Origin of the sequence: Collimonas sp. OK242 (genome assembly GCF_900107095.1) — a bacterium.
GTDB lineage: Bacteria > Pseudomonadota > Gammaproteobacteria > Burkholderiales > Burkholderiaceae_D > Collimonas.
Window position 1 is genome coordinate 81571 of the sequence record NZ_FNOR01000009.1, and the last position, 17853, is coordinate 99423.

The window sequence follows — 17853 nt, forward strand, 5'->3', positions numbered from 1 at the left end:
CATGTTTCACCATCCGTCCGAATTCGTCACCTTCAAGACCAGCCCGCATCTGCCGGGCGTGGAATTGTATTCGGCACGGCTGGTCGATCACGCATTTGCGCCGCATGTACACGACGCGTATTCGCTGGGGGCGATTGAAACCGGGGTCGAACGTTTCCGCCACAAGGGTTCCCAGCATCTGGCCCCGGCAGGTACGCTGGTGCTGTTGAATCCCGACGAACTGCACGACGGCCATGCCGAGATCGCCGCCGGCTGGACTTACCAGATGCTGTATATCGAGCCGCAGCTGTTGCGCGAACTGAGCGGCAGCGAGGCTTATTTTCCGGCTGCGACGGCCCACGACCCGGCACTCGCCGCCAGTTTCCAATTGCTGTTCAAGCGCATGTGGCAGGCGCCGGACGACCTTGCTTTTGTATCGCATTTCACGGTATTGATCGACCAGGTAATCCGACGCTATGGCAAGAATCTGCGGCCGACGCCCACACTGACGGCCGGCCAGCCGCGCCGCATGCTGGCAATGCGGCGCGTACTCGATTGCATCGAGGCGAATCTGGATCAGACTTTGCACATCGACACTTTGGCGGCCGAGGCCGGCATGTCGGTATTTCATTTTGTGCGGGCGTTTTCGGCCCTGTTTCACGCCACCCCGCATCAATACCTGCAAGCGCGCCGGACTGCCCGCGCCAAGACCTTGCTGGCCCAGCGCAGCACGCCTACCGACGCCGCCGCGGCCGTCGGACTGGCCGATCAAAGTCACCTGACGCGCTGGTTCAAACGCGCTTACGGCGTTACGCCGGCGCAGTATCAACAGCAAATTGGTACAAGACCGCTAAGCTGAAGACGGGCATGATGAGTAAATTGCGATTACTCGTCCTTGACCTCGACCTTCACTTTTCCATGCCATCTCTTCAATTAATTGCAGGACCCGTGCCATGCTGATCGGCCTGCTATGCGCCTTGGGCGCTGGCCTGATGTGGGGGCTGGTGTTCATCGCGCCGCTGCTGTTGCCCGACTACCCCGGCCTGATGCTGTCGTTCGGCCGTTATGCGGCGTTTGGCCTGATCGCGCTGGTGCCGGCTGTGCTTGACCGCAAGCGCATAGTCGCGCTGACCCGGGCCGACTGGCGCGTTGCCCTGAAACTCTCGCTGATCGGCAACTTGTTGTATTACGCTGCGCTGGCGACCGCGATCCAGCTGGCCGATGCGCCGCTGCCGACGATGCTGATCGGCACCCTGCCGGTGGTGATTTCGGCATTCTCCAACTGGTCGCCGGGACACGCGGCGGAAAGCGTTGCCTGGCGCCGCCTGGCGCCGTCGCTGCTGATCATCCTGATCGGCATCCTGTGTGTGAACAGCGCCGAACTGACGCATATGCGGCTGGCGGGCAGCAACAACACGCGCTCGGTTTCCGACTATGTCCTGGGCTGCCTGATTGCAGCGGCCGCGGTCGGCGCCTGGACCTGGTATCCGATTGTCAATGCCCGCTACCTGCGCGCCAATCCGCATATCAGTTCCTCTACCTGGGCTACCGCGCAAGGTTTGGCAACCTTGCCGCTGGCGCTGATCGGATTGTTCGGCTATGGCGCCTACCTGAAACTGTCGGGCGGCTCCTATGCTTTCCCGTTCGGCCCGCGGCCGCCGCAATTTATCGGCGTGATGCTGGTCATCGGCCTGTGCGCTTCCTGGATCGGCATCCTGCTCTGGAACAAGGCTAGCCAGCATTTGCCGACCGCGCTGCTGGCGCAGCTGATTGTGTTCGAAACCTTGTCGGCCCTGCTGTATGCCTTCATTTTCCGCGATGCGCTCCCGGGCGTGCTGGTCATGGCCGGAATAGCGCTGCTATGCCTGGGCATAGTTTTCGGTGTGCGCACCTTTCAGCATCAGATACCATAGGGGCTGTTCCCATTTTCGCAGCCAGCTGCGCTATCTCGTGAAATCTGCCCGCTTGCAATCCGCTCGTTTGTTTACCCGCTCATTGTCCGTATGCGCCCTGCTGGCGCTGCTGGCCTGCTCACCCAAGTTCAACTGGCGCGAAGTCCATAGCAAAGACGCTCCTTACAGCGTATTGCTGCCCGCCAAACCGTCGACATTTTCCCGTCCTATCGATCTCGACGGCGTACCGGTTACGATGACCATGACCGCCGCCAAGGTGGACGACACGGTATTCGCAGTCGGCAGCGCCACCGTGCCCGATGCCGCCAGGGCGCAAGCGGCGTTGATCGCGATGAAAACCGCGCTGGTGAAAAATATCAACGGCACAGTCAAGGCGGAGAAAACCAACGCAGCCGCCAACAATGCACAGGGCCTGTCAGCCAGTATCGACGTGGAAGCGGTCGGCGCCACGCCCGGCGGCAAGCCGGAAGTCTTGTTCGGGCATTTTGTCAGCAAGGACAAGGAAATCTATCAGGTCATCGTGATGGGGCCGGAAACCGCCGTTTCACGGGAAAATGCGGAGACTTTCATTGCTTCGTTCAAGCATAATTGACATTGAGAATCCCGGGTGCCTTGCCAACGCTGCAACCGGCAGTGACAGCAGTGGCGAGCACCTAAACAAAGGGGTATTCTGTACAATGTCTTTTTTCATCAAAAACAATATTCTGAGGTTCTATGTTAGTTACATTCAAATCCAAGGCATCGGCCGAAGTCACCATGTTCGAAAACGACGCAAAGCGCATCCTCGACCTGTTGCATAAAGACGTGAAAATCGGCGTGATCACCGCCGCAGAAGGTACTGCAGCGATTGCCCTGCTGGAAGCGGAAACATCGGAAAGCCGGGCCCACCCGATATCCGACACCGTGCAGCACGACATCACCGCCCATCACAACGAAGCCGGCGACGACAGCGGTCACGAGCCAGTGCAGACAGTCAATTTCGCCAACAAGATTTACCCCTTGCTGGAAATGCTGCGCGAAGCGCACAAGCACAATAACGACGTACTCTGGGGCGTCTGATGACCTGCGGTCTTGAGCAACAGCTTACGACCGAAGACGGCATTGCTCTCTCCGTCACCGACTGGCTGCCTGATCCCGGAGTACCGGTGACAGGCACTATCCTTTTGATGCACGGGCTGGGTGAGCATGCCGGACGTTATGCCCATGTAGTACGCTTTTTCAATCGCTGCGGCCTGCTGGTGCGCAGCTACGATCACCGCGGCCACGGCCGCTCCGGCGGTCCTCGCGGCGACGTACCGGACGGCACCGCCTTATTGCGTGATGCCAAGCTGGTGCTGGACGATCTCAGCCGCCAGCAGCAGCTGCGCTATCCGGAACTGGCAAACGGCGCCCCCTTGTTATTCGGCCATAGCATGGGCGGCTTGTTCGCTGCTCGCTTTGCGGTAGCTGGAATGTCGCCCTTGCGCGGCCTGATTTTATCTTCGCCGGGCTTGGCTTTGCGCTTAAGCCGGGTCCAATTGGGCTTGCTCAAGATGATGTCGGTGCTTGCTCCCGGCCTGGCGCTTCCCAACGGCCTGGATGTCAATCTCCTGTCGCACGACCCCGCAGTTGCCCAAGCCTACGGCGGCGATCCGCTGGTGCATAACAAGATCAGCGCGCGCTTGCTGAACAGTATGCTGCTTGCAGGTAAATTCGCCTTGGGCCAGGCGCACACCCTTTCAATACCGACGCTAATGGTGATTGCCGGCGACGACCGCATCATAGATCCCGACGGCAGCCGCCGTTTTTTTGCCGCCTTGCCACCTGCGATTGCCACGCTGCGCGACTACCACGGCATATATCACGAAATTTTCAATGAAATCGGCGCCGAGCAGGTTTTTGCGGACGTCCGCCGCTGGCTCGATGCTCTGCATTTGCCGCAAGCGCTGGCAGCATCAGCCCCTGCTTTGGCGAACTGACATCGTTTCATCTTAGTCGAAAATTGCTTATTCGATATTGAATGTCTTTATCCGGCTGGTCCGCTACGGCAAACAAATATTGCCGTCAAGAAATGCTGGATATTTCACCTTTCCCGCCACAATCGCGACCTAACTGTAGGTGAGCGACCATATCCCCGCTACAATCGCATTGTTACCATCCTGCCTTGCTGCATCGTCATGACTACCTTCGGCATAAATGATTTCGGCCTGTTCCTGATGGCTGTCTTGCTACTGAACGCCACTCCCGGCCCGGATACCGCTTATATTGTCGGCCGCAGCGTGGCGCAGGGACGCCGCGCCGGATTATTGTCAGCGCTAGGCATTACGGCCGGCTGCTGCATCCACGCAAGCTTGTCGGCCTTTGGCCTGACGGCGCTGCTGGCTGCCTCCGCCACTGCTTTTATGGCGGTCAAGCTGGCGGGCGGCGCTTACCTGATTTATCTCGGCATCAAGATGTTGCTCAGCAAGAAAGCCAGCGTAGACGAGAAGTTACCGCAACTCGACCTGCGTTCGCACAAGACCATCTTTGTGCAGGCCCTGATCACCAATGTGCTCAATCCCAAGGTGATTTTGTTTTTCCTGTCGTTCTTTCCACAGTTCGTGCGCCATGATTCGCCGCATAAGATCGCTGCATTTTTGCTGCTGGGCGCGGCGTTTTCCGTCGTCACGCTATGCTGGAACAGCGGCACCGCCATGCTGGCCGGAACGCTGACCCGGCACGCCGGCAACAATCCGCAGATCAAGCATTGGCTGGAACGCACAGTCGGCGCCGCGTTTATTGCCTTGGGCATAAAACTGGCTTTGACCAAGAACTAATTTTTTATAACCATCATCCGCAGAATCGACCTGAACCGCTTGTGACTTATTCGCCCCTCAAAAAAGACTCTCTCGCCTTTAGCCTGTTAGGCGCGGCCCAAGCCATTGCATTAGTACGCGACGGTGCGGCGCTGCCGCAGGCGCTGACCCAGGTATTTGCGCAATCGGCCGCGCCGGCGCCGACGCGCGGCGCGATTCAAGACATCGCTTATCGCACCATGCGCGGCATCGGCCGCGCTGAAACCCTGCTGGCCAACCTGGCGAGCCGTCCGCCGGAACCGACCTTGCTGCATTGCCTGCTGTGCGCCGCCTTATGTCTGCTGGCCGATGTCGACGATCCTGCGTACGAAAATTTCACGGTGGTCGATCAAGCCGTCACTGCAGTGTCTTCCGATCCGCAGATGGCCCATGCCAAGGGCATGGTGAATGCAGTGCTGCGGCGCTTCCTGCGCGAGCGCCAGGCTTTGGTCGCGATTGCCGTAAAAACGCCGTTCGGCTTGTGGAACTATCCGGTCTGGTGGATCGACCGCATGAAAGCCGCCTATCCGCAGCAATGGCAAGCCATCCTCACTGCCGGCAATACGGCGCCGCCGCTAACCTTGCGCGTCAATCGCCGTAAAACCTCGGTTGCAGCCTATCTGGAGACATTGGCAAGCCACTCTATAACGGCGCGGCAAATCGGCCCTGATGCGATACGCCTGGATAGCGCGCTGCCGGTGGCTCAGATTCCCGGTTTCGAAGAGGGCCTGGCGTCGGTGCAGGACGCCGCCGCGCAACTGGCAGCCCCGCTGCTCGACCTGCAGGACGGCATGCGGGTGCTGGACGCCTGCGCCGCACCTGGCGGCAAAACCGGTCATATCCTGGAGTGCGCCGATGTCGAACTGACTGCGCTGGACAACAACCCGAAACGCTTGCAACGTATCACCCAGAATTTGCAGCGCCTGCAACTGCAAGCCAAACTGCAACTGGGCGATGCCAGCCTGGGCAGCCAAGGCAACGACTGGTGGGACGGCGTGCCCTTCGACCGGATCCTGGCCGATGTGCCCTGTACCGCTTCCGGCATCGTGCGCCGCCATCCCGATATACGCTGGTTGCGACGCAAGACCGATACCGAGCAACTTGCAACACTTTCCGCAAAGATTCTGGACAATCTTTGGCAGATGCTACGCCCGGATGGTAAATTGTTACTCGTAACATGTTCCGTATGGCCGCAAGAATCAGAGGCCCAGGCAGTCGCTTTTGCCGAGCGGAACAATGCACGCAGACTACCCGCGCCCGGACAATTGCTGCCAACCGCCGATGGGGAACGCGATCATGACGGCTTGTTTTATGCACTGTTCCAGAAATGCTGACACGCGTAGTGTTACACCCGCAGTGCTGACGCACTCCGCAATAACTTTTTAACATAACCGAAACCAGTGACACGACCATTGCTTCAATTCATTAGATACTGGCTGCTGGCCCTGCTGCTGGCATTGTCTTTTAGCCCTGCGTCCAGCTCTGCAGCAGATGGCGTTGAATTGAGTCAGGCCCATATCGAAGCCGGCGACGACGGCTACAGGTTGTCGGCAACGTTTTCATTCGATCTCAATCGCGGCCTGGAAGACGTGGTCAATCGCGGCGTCACTCTGTATTTCACGACCGATGTCGAACTGACCCGGCCGCGTTGGTACTGGTTCGACGAAAAGGCCATCACTGCAACCCAGACCATCCGCTTGCAATACAACGTCATCACGCGGCGTTATAACGTCGCCATCAACGGCAGTCTGCAACAGAGTTTCAACACGCTGGACGACGCCCTGTCCCTGATCCGCCGGCCAAGCCGCTGGCTGATCGCCGACAAGAGCGCGCTCAAGAGCGGCGAGGTGTACCGGGTCGCGGTGCGCATGGGCCTCGATCTGGGATTATTGTCCAAACCGTTTCAAGTCAACGCCCTCAACAATAGCGACTGGCGCTTTTCTTCCGATTGGAAGAGTTTCAACTACAAGGTGGAATAGTCGTGTCGCGCGCACTACGCTATTTGCTGGTGGTCGGCGGCGCCATCGTCAGCATCCTGCTATTCCTGCTTTCTTCAGCATCGGCCAATTCAGATTTTTTCGATAAGCACTATTCATGGCTGCTAGGCATGAATGCGCTGGTGGCGGTAGCCCTGTTTTTGCTGGTCTGCCTGCTGCTCGGGCGCTTGTATAACCGTTACAAGCGCGGCAAATTCGGTTCCCGGCTGACGGCCAAGCTGGTGTTCATGTTTGCGCTGATCGGGATCTTGCCGGGCGTCGTGATTTATCTGGTCTCGGTGCAATTCGTGTCGCGCTCGATCGAATCCTGGTTTGACGTCCACGTTGAATCGGCATTGCAGTCCGGCCTGAACCTGAGCCATGCTGCGCTTGAATCATCGCTTGGCGACCTCAGCGCCCGGGCGCGCACACTGGCGGCGGAATGGTCGGATCTCTCCAATTCGGCACAGGCAACCCAGCTGGGGCGGCTCAGCGAGCAGAACCTGGAAGCCTCTATCGTCACCGCCAATGGCCAGGTGATCGCCTCTGTCGGCGGCCACCTGGGAACATTGGTGCCCAATTTGCCATCGCCTGCCATGTTGCAGCAGGCCCGCTTGCCGCGCGGCTTTTCCGCCATAGAAAGCGATCAGGACAACCCCACCGGCAACAGTGCCGCCTCCACTAGCGGCAATGAGAGCACCGACCTGCGCCTGCATGTGGTGGTGGAAATCCCCGCGCCGCTGAAGAGTTCCACCTTGCAAAACGAAACGCATTTTTTGCAAATGATACAACCGGTGCCCGCCTACCTGGCGACCAATGCCGAAGCGCTCGGCTCTGCCTATAGCGAATATCAGGAACGCTCGCTGGGCCGCTCCGGCTTGCGCAAGATCTATCTGGTGACGTTGACGCTGACCTTGCTGTTGGCGGTGTTCGGCGCCATCGCCAGCGCCTTCCTGATTGCAACCGACCTGGCCAAGCCCTTGTTATTGCTGGCCGAGGGCACCAAAGCCGTGGCCGAGGGCAATCTGTCGCCGCGGCCGATTGTCGCCACTTCGGACGAACTGGGCACCCTGACCCAATCGTTCAACCTGATGACGCGTCAGTTGTACGATGCCCGCGCCGCGGTTGAAAAAAATCGCAGCGAACTGGAAAACGCCAAGGCCTATCTGGAATCGGTATTGGCGAATATGTCGGCCGGCGTGATGGTGCTGGACGGCGATTTCCGCCTGGTCACCAGCAACCAGTCGGTAGCGCGTATCCTGCAATACGATTTTTCACCGCATATCGGCCAGCCGCTCACCATCATCGACGGCCTGGCGCATTTCGCGGAAGTCATCGTCAACGCCTTTTCTGAACAGAATGCGCAATTCGCCACCGGCAAGATCGGCCCCGAGCTGCTGCACTGGCAACAGCAGATCGAGATTCCGCGCCGGGTCGACAGCGGCGAAAACAACGATAGCGATGACATCACCTTGCTGGCGCGCGGCTCGCGCCTGCCGGTCGAGAACCGCACCGGCTATGTGGTGGTGTTCGACGATATTTCCGACGTCATCTCCGGCCAGCGCTCGATTGCCTGGGGCGAAGTGGCGCGCCGCCTGGCGCATGAAATCAAGAACCCGCTGACGCCGATCCAGCTCTCGGCCGAGCGCCTGCAGATGAAACTGGAAGACAAGCTGATGACCCACGATGCTGCCATCCTGAAGAAAAGCACCGACACCATCGTCAACCAGGTGGCCGCCATGAAGCGCATGGTGGACGATTTCCGCGATTACGCCAAGACACCGCCGGCGGTACTGAGCGAGCTCGATTTGAACGTGCTGGTGGCGGAAATCCTGCATCTCTATTTGGCCGGCGATGAACGCGATATGATTCATGCATCGCTGGCAGAGGATTTACCCAAGATCATGGGCGACGCCACGCAGCTGCGGCAGGTAATCCACAATCTTTTGCAAAATGCTCAGGATGCCGTCATGGATAGAAGCGGCGACCCCATGCCGCCGCGTATCGACCTGGTCACCGAACGTGTCAGCTACCGGAGTTCGGACGGCTTGTCGCGCACCGCGGTGCGGCTTTCGATTACCGATAACGGCTCGGGATTTTCGCCCAAGATACTGGCCAGGGCGTTCGAACCGTACGTCACTTCCAAGCCGCGCGGCACCGGCCTGGGCTTGCCGATGGTGAAAAAAATCATCGACGAACACGGCGGACGCATCGATCTGCAGAACCGAAGCGACACAAAGGGCGCAAAAATCCTGATTTTGCTGTTAAAGTTAGCGTCAAGTCATGATTCAGCCATAATTTGATACATAACATCTGCAAATTGTCAGTTGAGTGATATAGCATGTATCCGATGTATCCGGACGCGGAAATAAGACAACGAGACATCAACAATTTAATGGACTATCTGAACGGTTCACACAGTGGGATTTGATGCAACAGGAAATGGGAAGGCAACCGCATGGCTAACATCCTAGTCGTTGACGACGAAATGGGAATTCGGGAATTGCTCTCGGAAATTTTAGGTGACGAGGGACATGTAGTAACCGCCGCGGAAAATGCACAACAGGCTCGCGAATTTCGTCAGGGCGGCGTGCCCGATCTGGTGCTGCTCGATATCTGGATGCCTGACACCGACGGCGTTACGCTCCTCAAGGAATGGCAGCGTGACGGCTTGCTGACCATGCCTGTCATCATGATGTCTGGTCACGCCACTATCGACACCGCGGTAGAAGCGACCCGCATCGGCGCCCTGAATTTCCTGGAAAAACCGATTGCCTTGCAAAAGCTGTTGAAAGCAGTTCAACAGGGCTTGTCGCAAGGACCCAAGACTGCCCGGGCGCCAACCCTGTATCCGCAGCCGGTAAGCGCTTCGAATGAATTGAATGATGTGGTTGCAGCCGGCGGCAGCTTTAGCAACCCGACATCTTCTGAAACAACGCACGTTACTGCCATGCCATCGGTTGCGGTGGCATCCGAGAGTTTGTTTTCATCATCGTTCGGCCTGCCCCTGCGCGAGGCACGCGACGCTTTCGAGCGCGCCTACTTCGAATACCACCTGATCCGCGAAAGCGGCAGCATGACCAGGGTGGCGGAGAAAACCGGGCTGGAGCGCACCCATCTGTATCGCAAGCTCAAACAGCTCGGCGTTGATCCGGGAAAATTGTCGAAAAAAGGCGGATAGCGGGCAGATAGAGACCCGATAGAAAGCGTATGACCCTCACCACTCTGGTTAGCGGCGGTTCAGCCAATTTGCGCGAGGCCGCCATCAACCTCGCCATAAAGCAAGATCTGGCACGTAGTGGCCAGTACTTCGGCACGGCACTCATACTGGAAGGCCTGGCCGACGGTAAGCCGGCCGAATTACCACACGAACTCGCGCATGCTCTCGATATTAAACGGATCGCACCCGGCTGCTTTTGCTGTATTGGCAACCTGACTCTGCGTGTCACCTTGAACCGCCTGCTGCGCAAACCGCCGGCACGGCTGTATATCAGCATCGCCGATAGCACGCATCTGGCGCAGCTACGTGATTTCCTGTCCGACGCCCCATACGACGCTTTCCTCGAGATGACCCCGGACCTTGTCGTCTGACAATTGCCGACTTATTTCCATCGTATCGTGCGGCTATGCAGCATTTTTTTGCGCAAGGACGCAACTTTCCACGGATTTATGCGCTCTAATTAGGCGCTTCGAACAATCAAAAAAATAATATCGATAGCAACAGCCTATATACACTCTTTAACAAATCCTATTAGCACTCAATAATAGAGAGTGCTAATATATCCAAGTCAAACGTCTGATCGTTGATCTACCGGCAGTGTTAACTGACCGGACAGCAAGGAGAAAGAATGAAGAATCCATCAGTCAACACAGCTCTAATGCCTACCGACACCAATGCCTTGGCGCTCGGCTTTTCTGGCACGCTGGGGAATATCGATGCGTATATCTCGGCAGTCAATCGTCTGCCGATGTTGACACATGATCAAGAAATTTCACTGGCGCAACAATTGCGCGACAAAAACGACCTCGGCGCTGCTCAAAAGCTGGTGCTGTCGCATTTGCGCCTGGTGGTGTCGATCGCGCGCGGCTATCTCGGCTACGGCTTGCCGCATGCCGACCTGATCCAGGAAGGCAATATCGGCCTGATGAAGGCAGTCAAACGTTTTGATCCGGACCAAGGCGTACGGCTGGTGTCATATGCAATGCATTGGATCAAGGCCGAAATGCATGAATACATTCTGAAAAACTGGCGTTTGGTGAAAGTAGCCACCACCAAAGCACAGCGCAAACTGTTTTTCAACCTGCGCAGCCACAAAGAAGGTCTGGACGCCATGACGCCGAGCCAGGTGGATGCCTTGGCCAAGACCCTCAACGTCAAGCGTGAAGAAGTGATCGAGATGGAAACGCGCCTGACCGGCCGTGACATCGCGCTGGAAGCGCCGACTGACGACGATGACGATAAATTTGCACCGATCGCCTATCTGTCGACCGAAGCGCAAGAACCCAGCAAAGTGCTGGAAGCGCAACGCTATGACCGCATGCAGTCGGAAGGGCTGGAATCGGCCTTGAGCAAGCTGGATGTTCGTTCACGCCGTATCGTGGAAGCACGCTGGCTGGCCAACGATGACGGTTCCGGCGCCACCTTGCATGAACTGGCGGATGAGTTTGGCGTGTCCGCGGAACGGATACGGCAAATTGAAGCGGTTGCACTGAAGAAGATGAAGGGTTCGCTGGCAGCGTTTGCCTGACGATCCAGTTAAATCCGATTGCAAATAGGAAAAGGCAGCCTTGGCTGCCTTTTTCATTGCGCGCCGTTAAGATCGGGCGCCGCCTTCGCTGATCACTTCAACAACAATTTCAAATCATGGGCGATCGGGTCAGCCCCCTGGCCGTGACGTATGAACAGGCGGATATGGCCTTCCGGATCAAATACATAGCTGCCGGCGGTATGGTCCATGGTGTAGCTGCCTGGCGTCTTGCCAGGCACTTTTTGATAAAACACGCGGAATTCCTTGGCCACCTTGTCGGTCGCCGCCTGGTCGCCATACAGGCCGACGAAATTTGGATCGAACGCCGGCACATATTTGGACAGCAACTCCTGCGTATCGCGCTCCGGATCAACCGTAATGAACAATACCTGCACCTTGCTTGCCAGCGGCCCGAGTTCCTTCATGACATCGGCCATCTCAACCATGGTGGTCGGACAAACGTCAGGACATTGGGTGTAGCCGAAAAACACTAGTACTGCCTTGCCCTTGTAATCAGCCAGTGTGCGCGGCTTGCCGGTATGGTCTGTCAGGGCAAAATCGCGGGCGTAGCCGAGCCCGGTGACGTCGGTGTTGATGAAAGCGCTGTTAGCCGGCGACAGTGTCATCTCCCGGCTGCCGCCTGCCGTGCCGCTACCTGCTTTATCACCACAGGCCGACAACGACAGCGCCATCAGCAGGCCCGCGAAAATGGAGGCGACAGGAGTCACACGCTTCATGTTTGCTTTCAAAATTTGAGATAGTGATCGACCAGCAGAGCGGCGAACAACAACGACAGATAGACGATTGAATAAGCGAAAGTCTTGCGCGCAATCAAATCGGTGTAATGCCGATAAATCTGCCATGCGTACCAGAGGAAGATCAGGCCCAGCACTGTCGCGCTGGCCAGGTAAATCAGGCCGCTCATGCCGACCGCAAACGGCAGCATGGTGGTGGCCACCAAGGCAATCGTATACAGCAGGATCTGGAACTGGGTGAACTTCATGCCATGCGTGATGGGCAACATCGGCAAACCGGATTTGGCGTAGTCGTCGCGCCGATACATGGCCAGCGCCCAGAAATGCGGCGGGGTCCAGACAAAGATGATCATCACCAGCAGCCAGGCCTGCATCGGCACGTCGTTGGCAATCGCAGCCCAGCCCAGGGCTGGCGGCATGGCGCCGGCCAGGCCGCCGATGACGATATTTTGCGGCGTCGCCGGCTTCAGGATGATGGTGTAGATAATTGCGTAGCCGACAAACGTGGCGAAAGTCAGCCACATGGTCAGCGGATTGACGAAGTTGTACAGCACCCACATGCCGAGCCCGCCTATCACGCCGGAAAATACCAGGGTCTGGGGCACCGTGATTTCGCCGCGCGCCATAGGCCGCCGTGCCGTGCGCGCCATGCGCGAATCGATTTCACGCTCGACCAGGCAGTTGACGGCAAAAGCCGCGCCGGCCAGCAGCCAGATGCCGATGGTGGCGGAAATCAGGCGCTGCCATTCGGGCAAGCCCGGAGTGGACAGGAACATGCCGATCACCGCGCAAAATACCGCCAGCTGCGTAACGCGCGGCTTGGTCAGCGCCCAGTACTGGGCAATTCGATTAGGTGGTACGGTCAATGCGGTCATGGTTGCGGGTTGAGGCGATCAGCAATTGGATGGCTTGGCGCCCCCAAAACCGGGGATACGCGTAAAGCAAGTCTAGCCTTGTAGTTTAACATGACCAGCAACAGCAGCAGCAGCGCTGCCCCACCGTTGTGCGCCACGGCAATCGCCAGCGGCCAGTTCAGAAAAATAGTAGACAAGCCGGTAATCAATTGCAAGCCGACAATAATCAGCAGCCAGCGGCCGGTTTTTTGCAAGCCCTGGGTGCGTAAGGCTTTGCAGGCCAGCCAGACGACGAAGGCGATCACTACGAAAGCGAAGCTGCGGTGGGTCCAGTGTATCGCCGTCAATGCCTGGAACGACAGGAACTCGCCGTCGGCGGTCATGCCCAGATGACGCCATAAGGTAAAACCATTGGCGAAATCCATCTGCGGCACCAGTGCGCCATGGCAACTAGGGAAATCGGTACAGGCAAGCGCGGCATAGTTAGTACTTACCCATCCACCCAGGGCGATCTGCAGCACCAATAACAACATGCCGATCAAGGCCGGCTTCACCAAGGCGGCGGCGCTGGCGGCCACCGGTGCATGCGCGCTTTGACGCGCGCCGAGCCAGGTCAGCATCGCCAGCAAGGTCAGGCCAAGCAACAGATGCGTAGTCACGATCACGGGCTGCAGTTTTTGCGTCACGGTCCAGGCGCCGAAAGCGCCTTGCAGACAGACGAATAAAAACAGCACAGTTGGAAACCATGGCGAAAACTTGCTTTCCTGCTTATTTTTCCCAGTCGCAGAATTCCCGGCCTTGAGCCACCGCACCCAGGCGATCACCATCAAGGCAATGATCAGCACGCCGACGCCCATCGCGAAATAACGATGGGTCATTTCGATCCAGGCCTTCATCACCGTCACAGGGCCATCCGGCAGCGCTGCCTGGGCCGCGCTGATATGCGCATGCGCCTGCAGCGGGTTGGAATGTCCGTAGCACCCCGGCCAGTCAGGGCAACCGAGGCCGGAATCGGTGAGCCGGGTGAAGGCGCCGAACATGATCAGGTCAAACGTGAGGAACAGCGTCACCCATACCAGCTTGCGATATTTATTGGCGTCGCTGGAAACCCAGACCACGCAGAACGCCAGCAAGGCAACCAGCAATCCCATGCTGCCGAGCTGAACTAGCATTGGCGTTGTCATCGGCTCATCCTATCGCCGAAGCCCGCAGCAGCTTGGACAGGTCTTTTTTGACCAGGCTTGGATCTGCATCCTTGGGGAAACGCATCATCAGATGGCCGAGCGGATCGATCAGATAGATATGATCGGCGGCGCTGGTATTGGCCTCGGTCGGCAACCAGGCTTTCAGCAAATCCGGCTTCACCCGCAGCAGCCTGGTGCCGTCGTATTCACGCATAACCATGGTTGGCAGTGGCTGGTCATCGGTAATCAGCCAGACGCGCTCAATCCGCTCCATTTCCTTGCCTTGCATCAGGCGCAGCTGACGCATTTCGAACAGCTTGTCCTGGCAAGCTTTCTGACAGTCGCCGCCATCAACTTGCACCATCAGCCATTTACCTTTGTAGGCATCCAGGGCGAGCGGCTTGCCGTCCAGCGCGGTGCTGCCCAGCTCTGGCACGGGATAATCGCGCGGATCGAGCAGCGCGCCATAATTATTGCGGCTCTGCGGCTTGATGACGTAGTACGTGAAATAGGAGGCAATCATGGGCGCTGCGCATATCGCAATCACCGCGAACAATTTCCAGCGGCCGCTCTGGCGCTGCTTATTTTCAGCCTGATTGCCGACCATATTATTATCAGCCAGGACGTTGAGCGGCTGGCTTGCTGGTGTTTTCTGATCCACGTCTAAATCCTGTCACAACAAAAAAAATGAACGCCATCACGGCCAGCGCATACCATTGGAATGCGTAGCCGCGGTGCTTTTCGATACCGAGCGAAGGCCGCGGCCAATCGCGCAGCAGATGGTCTTCGGTGTTGCTGGTTTGCTCGATTACGAACGGCTGCAGCTTCAACTTGCTGGCCGCTGCAAATTCGTTTATTCCCAGATTTTGCATAATTGCCTGAGGCTGCGGCGGGGCCGCATCGCCCAGCTGCAAAACATGGCCGAAATCGCGCCTGACCAGCCCTTCTATCTCAATCATGCCGGCCGGCGTCGGGTAGGACGGCAACTTGCTGCGATCCGCCGGATCGCGCGGCAACCAGCCGCGTGCTACCAGTATGTAACTATCACCCATCGTGTCCGACGCCGCAAGTTTGAACGGCATCAGCACATAAAACCCGGCGACGCCGTTCAAGGGACGATTGTCGAGATAGACCGGCCAGCCGGCAATAAATTCACCGCGCAACGCCATGTGTCTATATTCAAGTTGATCGATATCCTGCAATCCGTCGCCGAATTTGACAGTAGCATCGGCTTCGCGTTGCAGCAACTTGGTTTCGATCGCCTGCTTTTGATCGCCGCGCCGCGTTTGCCATTGTGCCAACGCTATGCCCAGCACCACCAGCAATACAGTCACTACAAACGGAATCAAGCGAAAACGGAATCTGATTGGCATTACAATACCGCCTTAGTCTCTATTTTCCTGGCCCATAAAATGAAAATCGTCGTTGCCATTGCTTTCATCCTGATCATCGGCAGCCTGTTCTCGGCACTGCTTTTCCTGATGCGCGACAAAGGTAAAAGCAACCGTACGGTACAGGCTTTGACCATGCGTGTCGGCTTTTCGGTCGCCCTGTTCATCCTGCTGCTGGTCTTGTACAAATTCGGGTATATTCAGCCGACCGGACTGCACTAAGCATCGCATCGTTGCTGTAGCGCATTATTTCCGGAACTCTCCTTAGGATCCGCAGTAAAAAAGGCCGCACCGAGGTGCGGCCTTTCGTTTACACGCTTGATTAATTTAATGCGCTTAATCGATCCGTCTAATCCGCTTTTACTATTACAGCCAGTACACCACGACGTACAAGCCAAGCCAGACCACGTCCACAAAGTGCCAGTACCAGGCCGCGCCTTCAAATGCGAAATGGTGTTCCGGGGTGAAATGCCCCTTCAGTACGCGGTACAGCACTACCGATAGCATGATGGCGCCGATGGTCACATGGAAGCCGTGGAAACCGGTCAGCAGGAAGAATGTGGAACCGTAGACGCCGGAACTCAGTTTAAGATTGAAATCGCTATACGCTTCAATGTATTCGGCAGCCTGGAAACCCATGAAGGTGGCGCCCAGCACAATCGTTGCGAACAGCCAGAATGCAGTCTTGGCGCGATGGCCGGAACGCAAGGCGTGATGCGAAATCGTCAACGTGACGCCCGATGTCAGCAGCAGAGCGGTATTGATAGTCGGGATCGGGAATGGTCCCATGGTGCTGAAGGATTCGATCGTACCGGCCGGGCCGGCATTGCCCCAATGGGCGGCAAAGTCTGGCCACAACAGTTTGTTGTCGAGGTCGCCCAGCCACGGCATGGAAATGCTGCGTGCGTAAAACAAGGCGCCAAAGAACGCGGCGAAAAACATCACTTCGGAAAAAATGAACCAGCTCATGCTCCAGCGATACGAGGTATCGATGCGGGCACTGTACAAGCCGCCTTCGGATTCACGGATGGCGTCGCCGAACCATTTGAATAGCACGACCAGGAAAGACAGGATGCCGATCACGCACAGCTCCGGACCCCACACAACGCTATTGACCCACGCTGCGGCGCCAGCCATCGTCGCCAATAGCGATGCACCTCCCAACACTGGCCACCTGGATGGGCCAGGGACGAAATAGTAAGGTGCACTACCTTGTTGAGAACTCATTTCCATCTCCCGATACAAATTTAATTAGTTATTTCATTATTTGCGGGACAGAGCGTAAGTGGCGCCTGGATAAAATTTCGCGCCGAATTACTCCATCCTCAACCGAGTAAAAATATTTTGCTGCACTTATTTAGCGACAACCAGTTTCACAATCGTGATCAGGATCGCAATAAAAATCAAGGCGCCGAGTATGCCGGCTATCACTACATGCACCGGATTCAAACCGGCTGCATCGCTTTCGTAATCTTTCCGCTTACGGACCCCGAAGAACGACCAGAATACGGCCTTCATGGTGGCGCCGAATGAGGCTTTGCGACGACTTGCTTCCTTCAGATCCGACATTTGATACCCCAAGTTGCTCTGCCAGGTTACCCGGATTCAGGCCGGCTTATTCAGGTCGGCTTATCCGGCTGCCCCGTAATTTCAAAAAACGTATACGACAGCGTGATTACCTTCACATCTTTAGGTATAGCAGGATCTATGTAAAACACCACCGGCATTTCCTTGGCCTGGTTCGGCCCAAGAGTTTGCTGGGTGAAACAGAAACACTCGACTTTCTTGAAGAAAGCCGCTGCCTGCTGCGGTGCATAACTCGGAATCGCCTGTGCATCCATCTTGCGCGATTGTTTGTTCACCACTTCATATACCACCTGCGTCATTTCACCCGGATGCACCTGCAGGCTGCTGACTGTCGGCCGGAAGCGCCACGGGCCTTGCGAATTACCGTCGAATTCAACAGTAATCGTCCGGTTCTTGTCGACCTGGGTATTGGTCGGCGCTTCCACCGTTGCATCTTTCGGCGTCAGGTAATTGACGCCGGTAATTTCGCAAATCTTTTTATACACCGGCACCAGGCCATAACCGAAGCCGAACATCATCACCGCAATCACCGTCAGCTTGCCGAGCATCTGCCAATTCAGTTTTCTCGATTCGGCCTTGGCGCTTCCATTTGCACCCTTGTCTGCAGGATTGGCCATCTACTTGAACCACAACATCTTGACGAAGATCGCGAT

21 protein-coding genes are annotated in these 17853 nt (G+C 57.0%); 13 read left to right on the forward strand and 8 right to left on the reverse strand.

Annotated features, from left to right (window positions below):
• Window position 1 precedes the first annotated feature (1 nt).
• The 12 genes from BLV81_RS11525 to rpoH all read left to right on the forward strand — a co-directional run bounded on the left by BLV81_RS11525 (window position 2) and on the right by rpoH (window position 11429).
• Window positions 2-838, forward strand: coding sequence for an AraC family transcriptional regulator (locus tag BLV81_RS11525; protein ID WP_092355966.1), 837 nt, complete (start codon window positions 2-4; stop codon window positions 836-838).
• Between the two features lie 94 nt (window positions 839-932).
• A complete protein-coding gene (locus tag BLV81_RS11530; protein WP_092355969.1) occupies window positions 933-1892 on the forward strand; it encodes a DMT family transporter in 960 nt (319 codons plus the stop codon).
• Window positions 1893-1929: 37 nt separating this feature from the next.
• Entirely contained in the window at window positions 1930-2484 is a 555-nt protein-coding gene (locus tag BLV81_RS11535) for a hypothetical protein (RefSeq protein WP_255365141.1), read from the forward strand.
• Between the two features lie 122 nt (window positions 2485-2606).
• Entirely contained in the window at window positions 2607-2951 is a 345-nt protein-coding gene (locus BLV81_RS11540) for a DUF1840 domain-containing protein (protein ID WP_092355972.1), read from the forward strand.
• Window positions 2951-3850: an alpha/beta hydrolase gene (locus tag BLV81_RS11545; RefSeq protein WP_255365142.1), complete on the forward strand. Its 900-nt coding sequence runs from the start codon at window positions 2951-2953 to the stop codon at window positions 3848-3850. Before BLV81_RS11540 ends, BLV81_RS11545 begins: the two co-directional genes overlap by 1 nt.
• 198 nt (window positions 3851-4048) lie before the next feature.
• Entirely contained in the window at window positions 4049-4687 is a 639-nt protein-coding gene (locus BLV81_RS11550; protein WP_092355978.1) for a LysE family translocator, read from the forward strand.
• A gap of 41 nt (window positions 4688-4728) precedes the next feature.
• Window positions 4729-6039, forward strand: coding sequence for a 16S rRNA (cytosine(967)-C(5))-methyltransferase RsmB (gene rsmB / locus BLV81_RS11555; protein WP_092355981.1), 1311 nt, complete (start codon window positions 4729-4731; stop codon window positions 6037-6039).
• Window positions 6040-6117: 78 nt separating this feature from the next.
• Window positions 6118-6684 (forward strand): DUF4390 domain-containing protein, encoded by a 567-nt coding sequence (locus BLV81_RS11560; RefSeq protein ID WP_255365143.1) that lies wholly within the window; start codon window positions 6118-6120, stop codon window positions 6682-6684.
• Window positions 6685-6686: 2 nt separating this feature from the next.
• On the forward strand, window positions 6687-8984 hold the full coding sequence (locus tag BLV81_RS11565; protein WP_092355984.1) for a sensor histidine kinase: 2298 nt from the start codon (window positions 6687-6689) through the stop codon (window positions 8982-8984).
• Between the two features lie 155 nt (window positions 8985-9139).
• Complete coding sequence (locus tag BLV81_RS11570; RefSeq protein ID WP_092355986.1) at window positions 9140-9862, forward strand: response regulator; 723 nt, start codon at window positions 9140-9142, stop codon at window positions 9860-9862.
• Window positions 9863-9891: 29 nt separating this feature from the next.
• A complete protein-coding gene (locus tag BLV81_RS11575; RefSeq protein ID WP_092355989.1) occupies window positions 9892-10272 on the forward strand; it encodes a GTPase in 381 nt (126 codons plus the stop codon).
• Between the two features lie 257 nt (window positions 10273-10529).
• On the forward strand, window positions 10530-11429 hold the full coding sequence (gene rpoH, locus BLV81_RS11580; RefSeq protein WP_092355992.1) for an RNA polymerase sigma factor RpoH: 900 nt from the start codon (window positions 10530-10532) through the stop codon (window positions 11427-11429).
• Window positions 11430-11521: 92 nt separating this feature from the next.
• On the opposite strand, the gene BLV81_RS11585 is transcribed toward rpoH, so the two are convergent.
• From BLV81_RS11585 to BLV81_RS11605, 5 genes are read right to left on the reverse strand one after another with little or no spacing between them, the layout of a single operon-like run.
• The gene (locus BLV81_RS11585; protein WP_092355995.1) at window positions 11522-12166 is read right to left on the reverse strand and encodes an SCO family protein; all 645 of its coding nucleotides are present in this window, start codon (window positions 12164-12166) and stop codon (window positions 11522-11524) included.
• An 8-nt stretch (window positions 12167-12174) separates the two neighbouring features.
• The gene (cyoE, locus tag BLV81_RS11590; RefSeq protein WP_092355998.1) at window positions 12175-13059 is read right to left on the reverse strand and encodes a heme o synthase; all 885 of its coding nucleotides are present in this window, start codon (window positions 13057-13059) and stop codon (window positions 12175-12177) included.
• Complete coding sequence (locus BLV81_RS11595) at window positions 13056-14222, reverse strand: COX15/CtaA family protein (RefSeq protein ID WP_092356001.1); 1167 nt, start codon at window positions 14220-14222, stop codon at window positions 13056-13058. The genes cyoE and BLV81_RS11595 overlap by 4 nt, the downstream gene beginning before the upstream one ends.
• 4 nt (window positions 14223-14226) lie before the next feature.
• Window positions 14227-14829: an SCO family protein gene (locus BLV81_RS11600; protein WP_092356004.1), complete on the reverse strand. Its 603-nt coding sequence runs from the start codon at window positions 14827-14829 to the stop codon at window positions 14227-14229.
• Between the two features lie 7 nt (window positions 14830-14836).
• The gene (locus BLV81_RS11605) at window positions 14837-15595 is read right to left on the reverse strand and encodes an SURF1 family protein (protein ID WP_092356007.1); all 759 of its coding nucleotides are present in this window, start codon (window positions 15593-15595) and stop codon (window positions 14837-14839) included.
• A gap of 39 nt (window positions 15596-15634) precedes the next feature.
• Between BLV81_RS11605 and BLV81_RS11610 the strand changes: the two genes are divergently transcribed.
• Window positions 15635-15835, forward strand: a complete 201-nt coding sequence (locus tag BLV81_RS11610; protein WP_092356010.1) for a twin transmembrane helix small protein — start codon at window positions 15635-15637, stop codon at window positions 15833-15835.
• A gap of 144 nt (window positions 15836-15979) precedes the next feature.
• Here the strand turns inward: BLV81_RS11610 and BLV81_RS11615 are convergent, their stop codons facing one another.
• The 3 genes from BLV81_RS11615 to BLV81_RS11625 all read right to left on the reverse strand — a co-directional run bounded on the left by BLV81_RS11615 (window position 15980) and on the right by BLV81_RS11625 (window position 17817).
• Window positions 15980-16846: a cytochrome c oxidase subunit 3 gene (locus tag BLV81_RS11615; RefSeq protein ID WP_092356013.1), complete on the reverse strand. Its 867-nt coding sequence runs from the start codon at window positions 16844-16846 to the stop codon at window positions 15980-15982.
• A gap of 120 nt (window positions 16847-16966) precedes the next feature.
• Window positions 16967-17182, reverse strand: coding sequence for a DUF2970 domain-containing protein (locus tag BLV81_RS11620; protein WP_092356017.1), 216 nt, complete (start codon window positions 17180-17182; stop codon window positions 16967-16969).
• A 50-nt stretch (window positions 17183-17232) separates the two neighbouring features.
• Window positions 17233-17817: a cytochrome c oxidase assembly protein gene (locus tag BLV81_RS11625; protein ID WP_092356020.1), complete on the reverse strand. Its 585-nt coding sequence runs from the start codon at window positions 17815-17817 to the stop codon at window positions 17233-17235.
• Between the last annotated feature and the right edge of the window lie 36 nt (window positions 17818-17853).

Excerpts from the sequence above, each read along its gene's own strand:
- BLV81_RS11625 (WP_092356020.1), bottom strand. The coding sequence starts at position 17,817 with ATGGCCAATCCTGCAGACAAGGGTGCAAATGGAAGCGCCAAGGCCGAA.
- BLV81_RS11545 (WP_255365142.1), top strand. The coding sequence starts at position 2,951 with ATGACCTGCGGTCTTGAGCAACAGCTTACGACCGAAGACGGCATTGCT.
- BLV81_RS11605 (WP_092356007.1), bottom strand. The coding sequence starts at position 15,595 with ATGCCAATCAGATTCCGTTTTCGCTTGATTCCGTTTGTAGTGACTGTA.
- BLV81_RS11530 (WP_092355969.1), top strand. The coding sequence starts at position 933 with ATGCTGATCGGCCTGCTATGCGCCTTGGGCGCTGGCCTGATGTGGGGG.
- BLV81_RS11600 (WP_092356004.1), bottom strand. The coding sequence starts at position 14,829 with ATGGTCGGCAATCAGGCTGAAAATAAGCAGCGCCAGAGCGGCCGCTGG.
- BLV81_RS11550 (WP_092355978.1), top strand. The coding sequence starts at position 4,049 with ATGACTACCTTCGGCATAAATGATTTCGGCCTGTTCCTGATGGCTGTC.
- BLV81_RS11585 (WP_092355995.1), bottom strand. The coding sequence starts at position 12,166 with ATGAAGCGTGTGACTCCTGTCGCCTCCATTTTCGCGGGCCTGCTGATG.
- BLV81_RS11620 (WP_092356017.1), bottom strand. The coding sequence starts at position 17,182 with ATGTCGGATCTGAAGGAAGCAAGTCGTCGCAAAGCCTCATTCGGCGCC.
- BLV81_RS11615 (WP_092356013.1), bottom strand. The coding sequence starts at position 16,846 with ATGGAAATGAGTTCTCAACAAGGTAGTGCACCTTACTATTTCGTCCCT.
- BLV81_RS11610 (WP_092356010.1), top strand. The coding sequence starts at position 15,635 with ATGAAAATCGTCGTTGCCATTGCTTTCATCCTGATCATCGGCAGCCTG.
- BLV81_RS11575 (WP_092355989.1), top strand. The coding sequence starts at position 9,892 with ATGACCCTCACCACTCTGGTTAGCGGCGGTTCAGCCAATTTGCGCGAG.
- BLV81_RS11570 (WP_092355986.1), top strand. The coding sequence starts at position 9,140 with ATGGCTAACATCCTAGTCGTTGACGACGAAATGGGAATTCGGGAATTG.
- BLV81_RS11525 (WP_092355966.1), top strand. The coding sequence starts at position 2 with ATGTTTCACCATCCGTCCGAATTCGTCACCTTCAAGACCAGCCCGCAT.
- BLV81_RS11540 (WP_092355972.1), top strand. The coding sequence starts at position 2,607 with ATGTTAGTTACATTCAAATCCAAGGCATCGGCCGAAGTCACCATGTTC.
- BLV81_RS11595 (WP_092356001.1), bottom strand. The coding sequence starts at position 14,222 with ATGACAACGCCAATGCTAGTTCAGCTCGGCAGCATGGGATTGCTGGTT.
- cyoE (WP_092355998.1), bottom strand. The coding sequence starts at position 13,059 with ATGACCGCATTGACCGTACCACCTAATCGAATTGCCCAGTACTGGGCG.
- rpoH (WP_092355992.1), top strand. The coding sequence starts at position 10,530 with ATGAAGAATCCATCAGTCAACACAGCTCTAATGCCTACCGACACCAAT.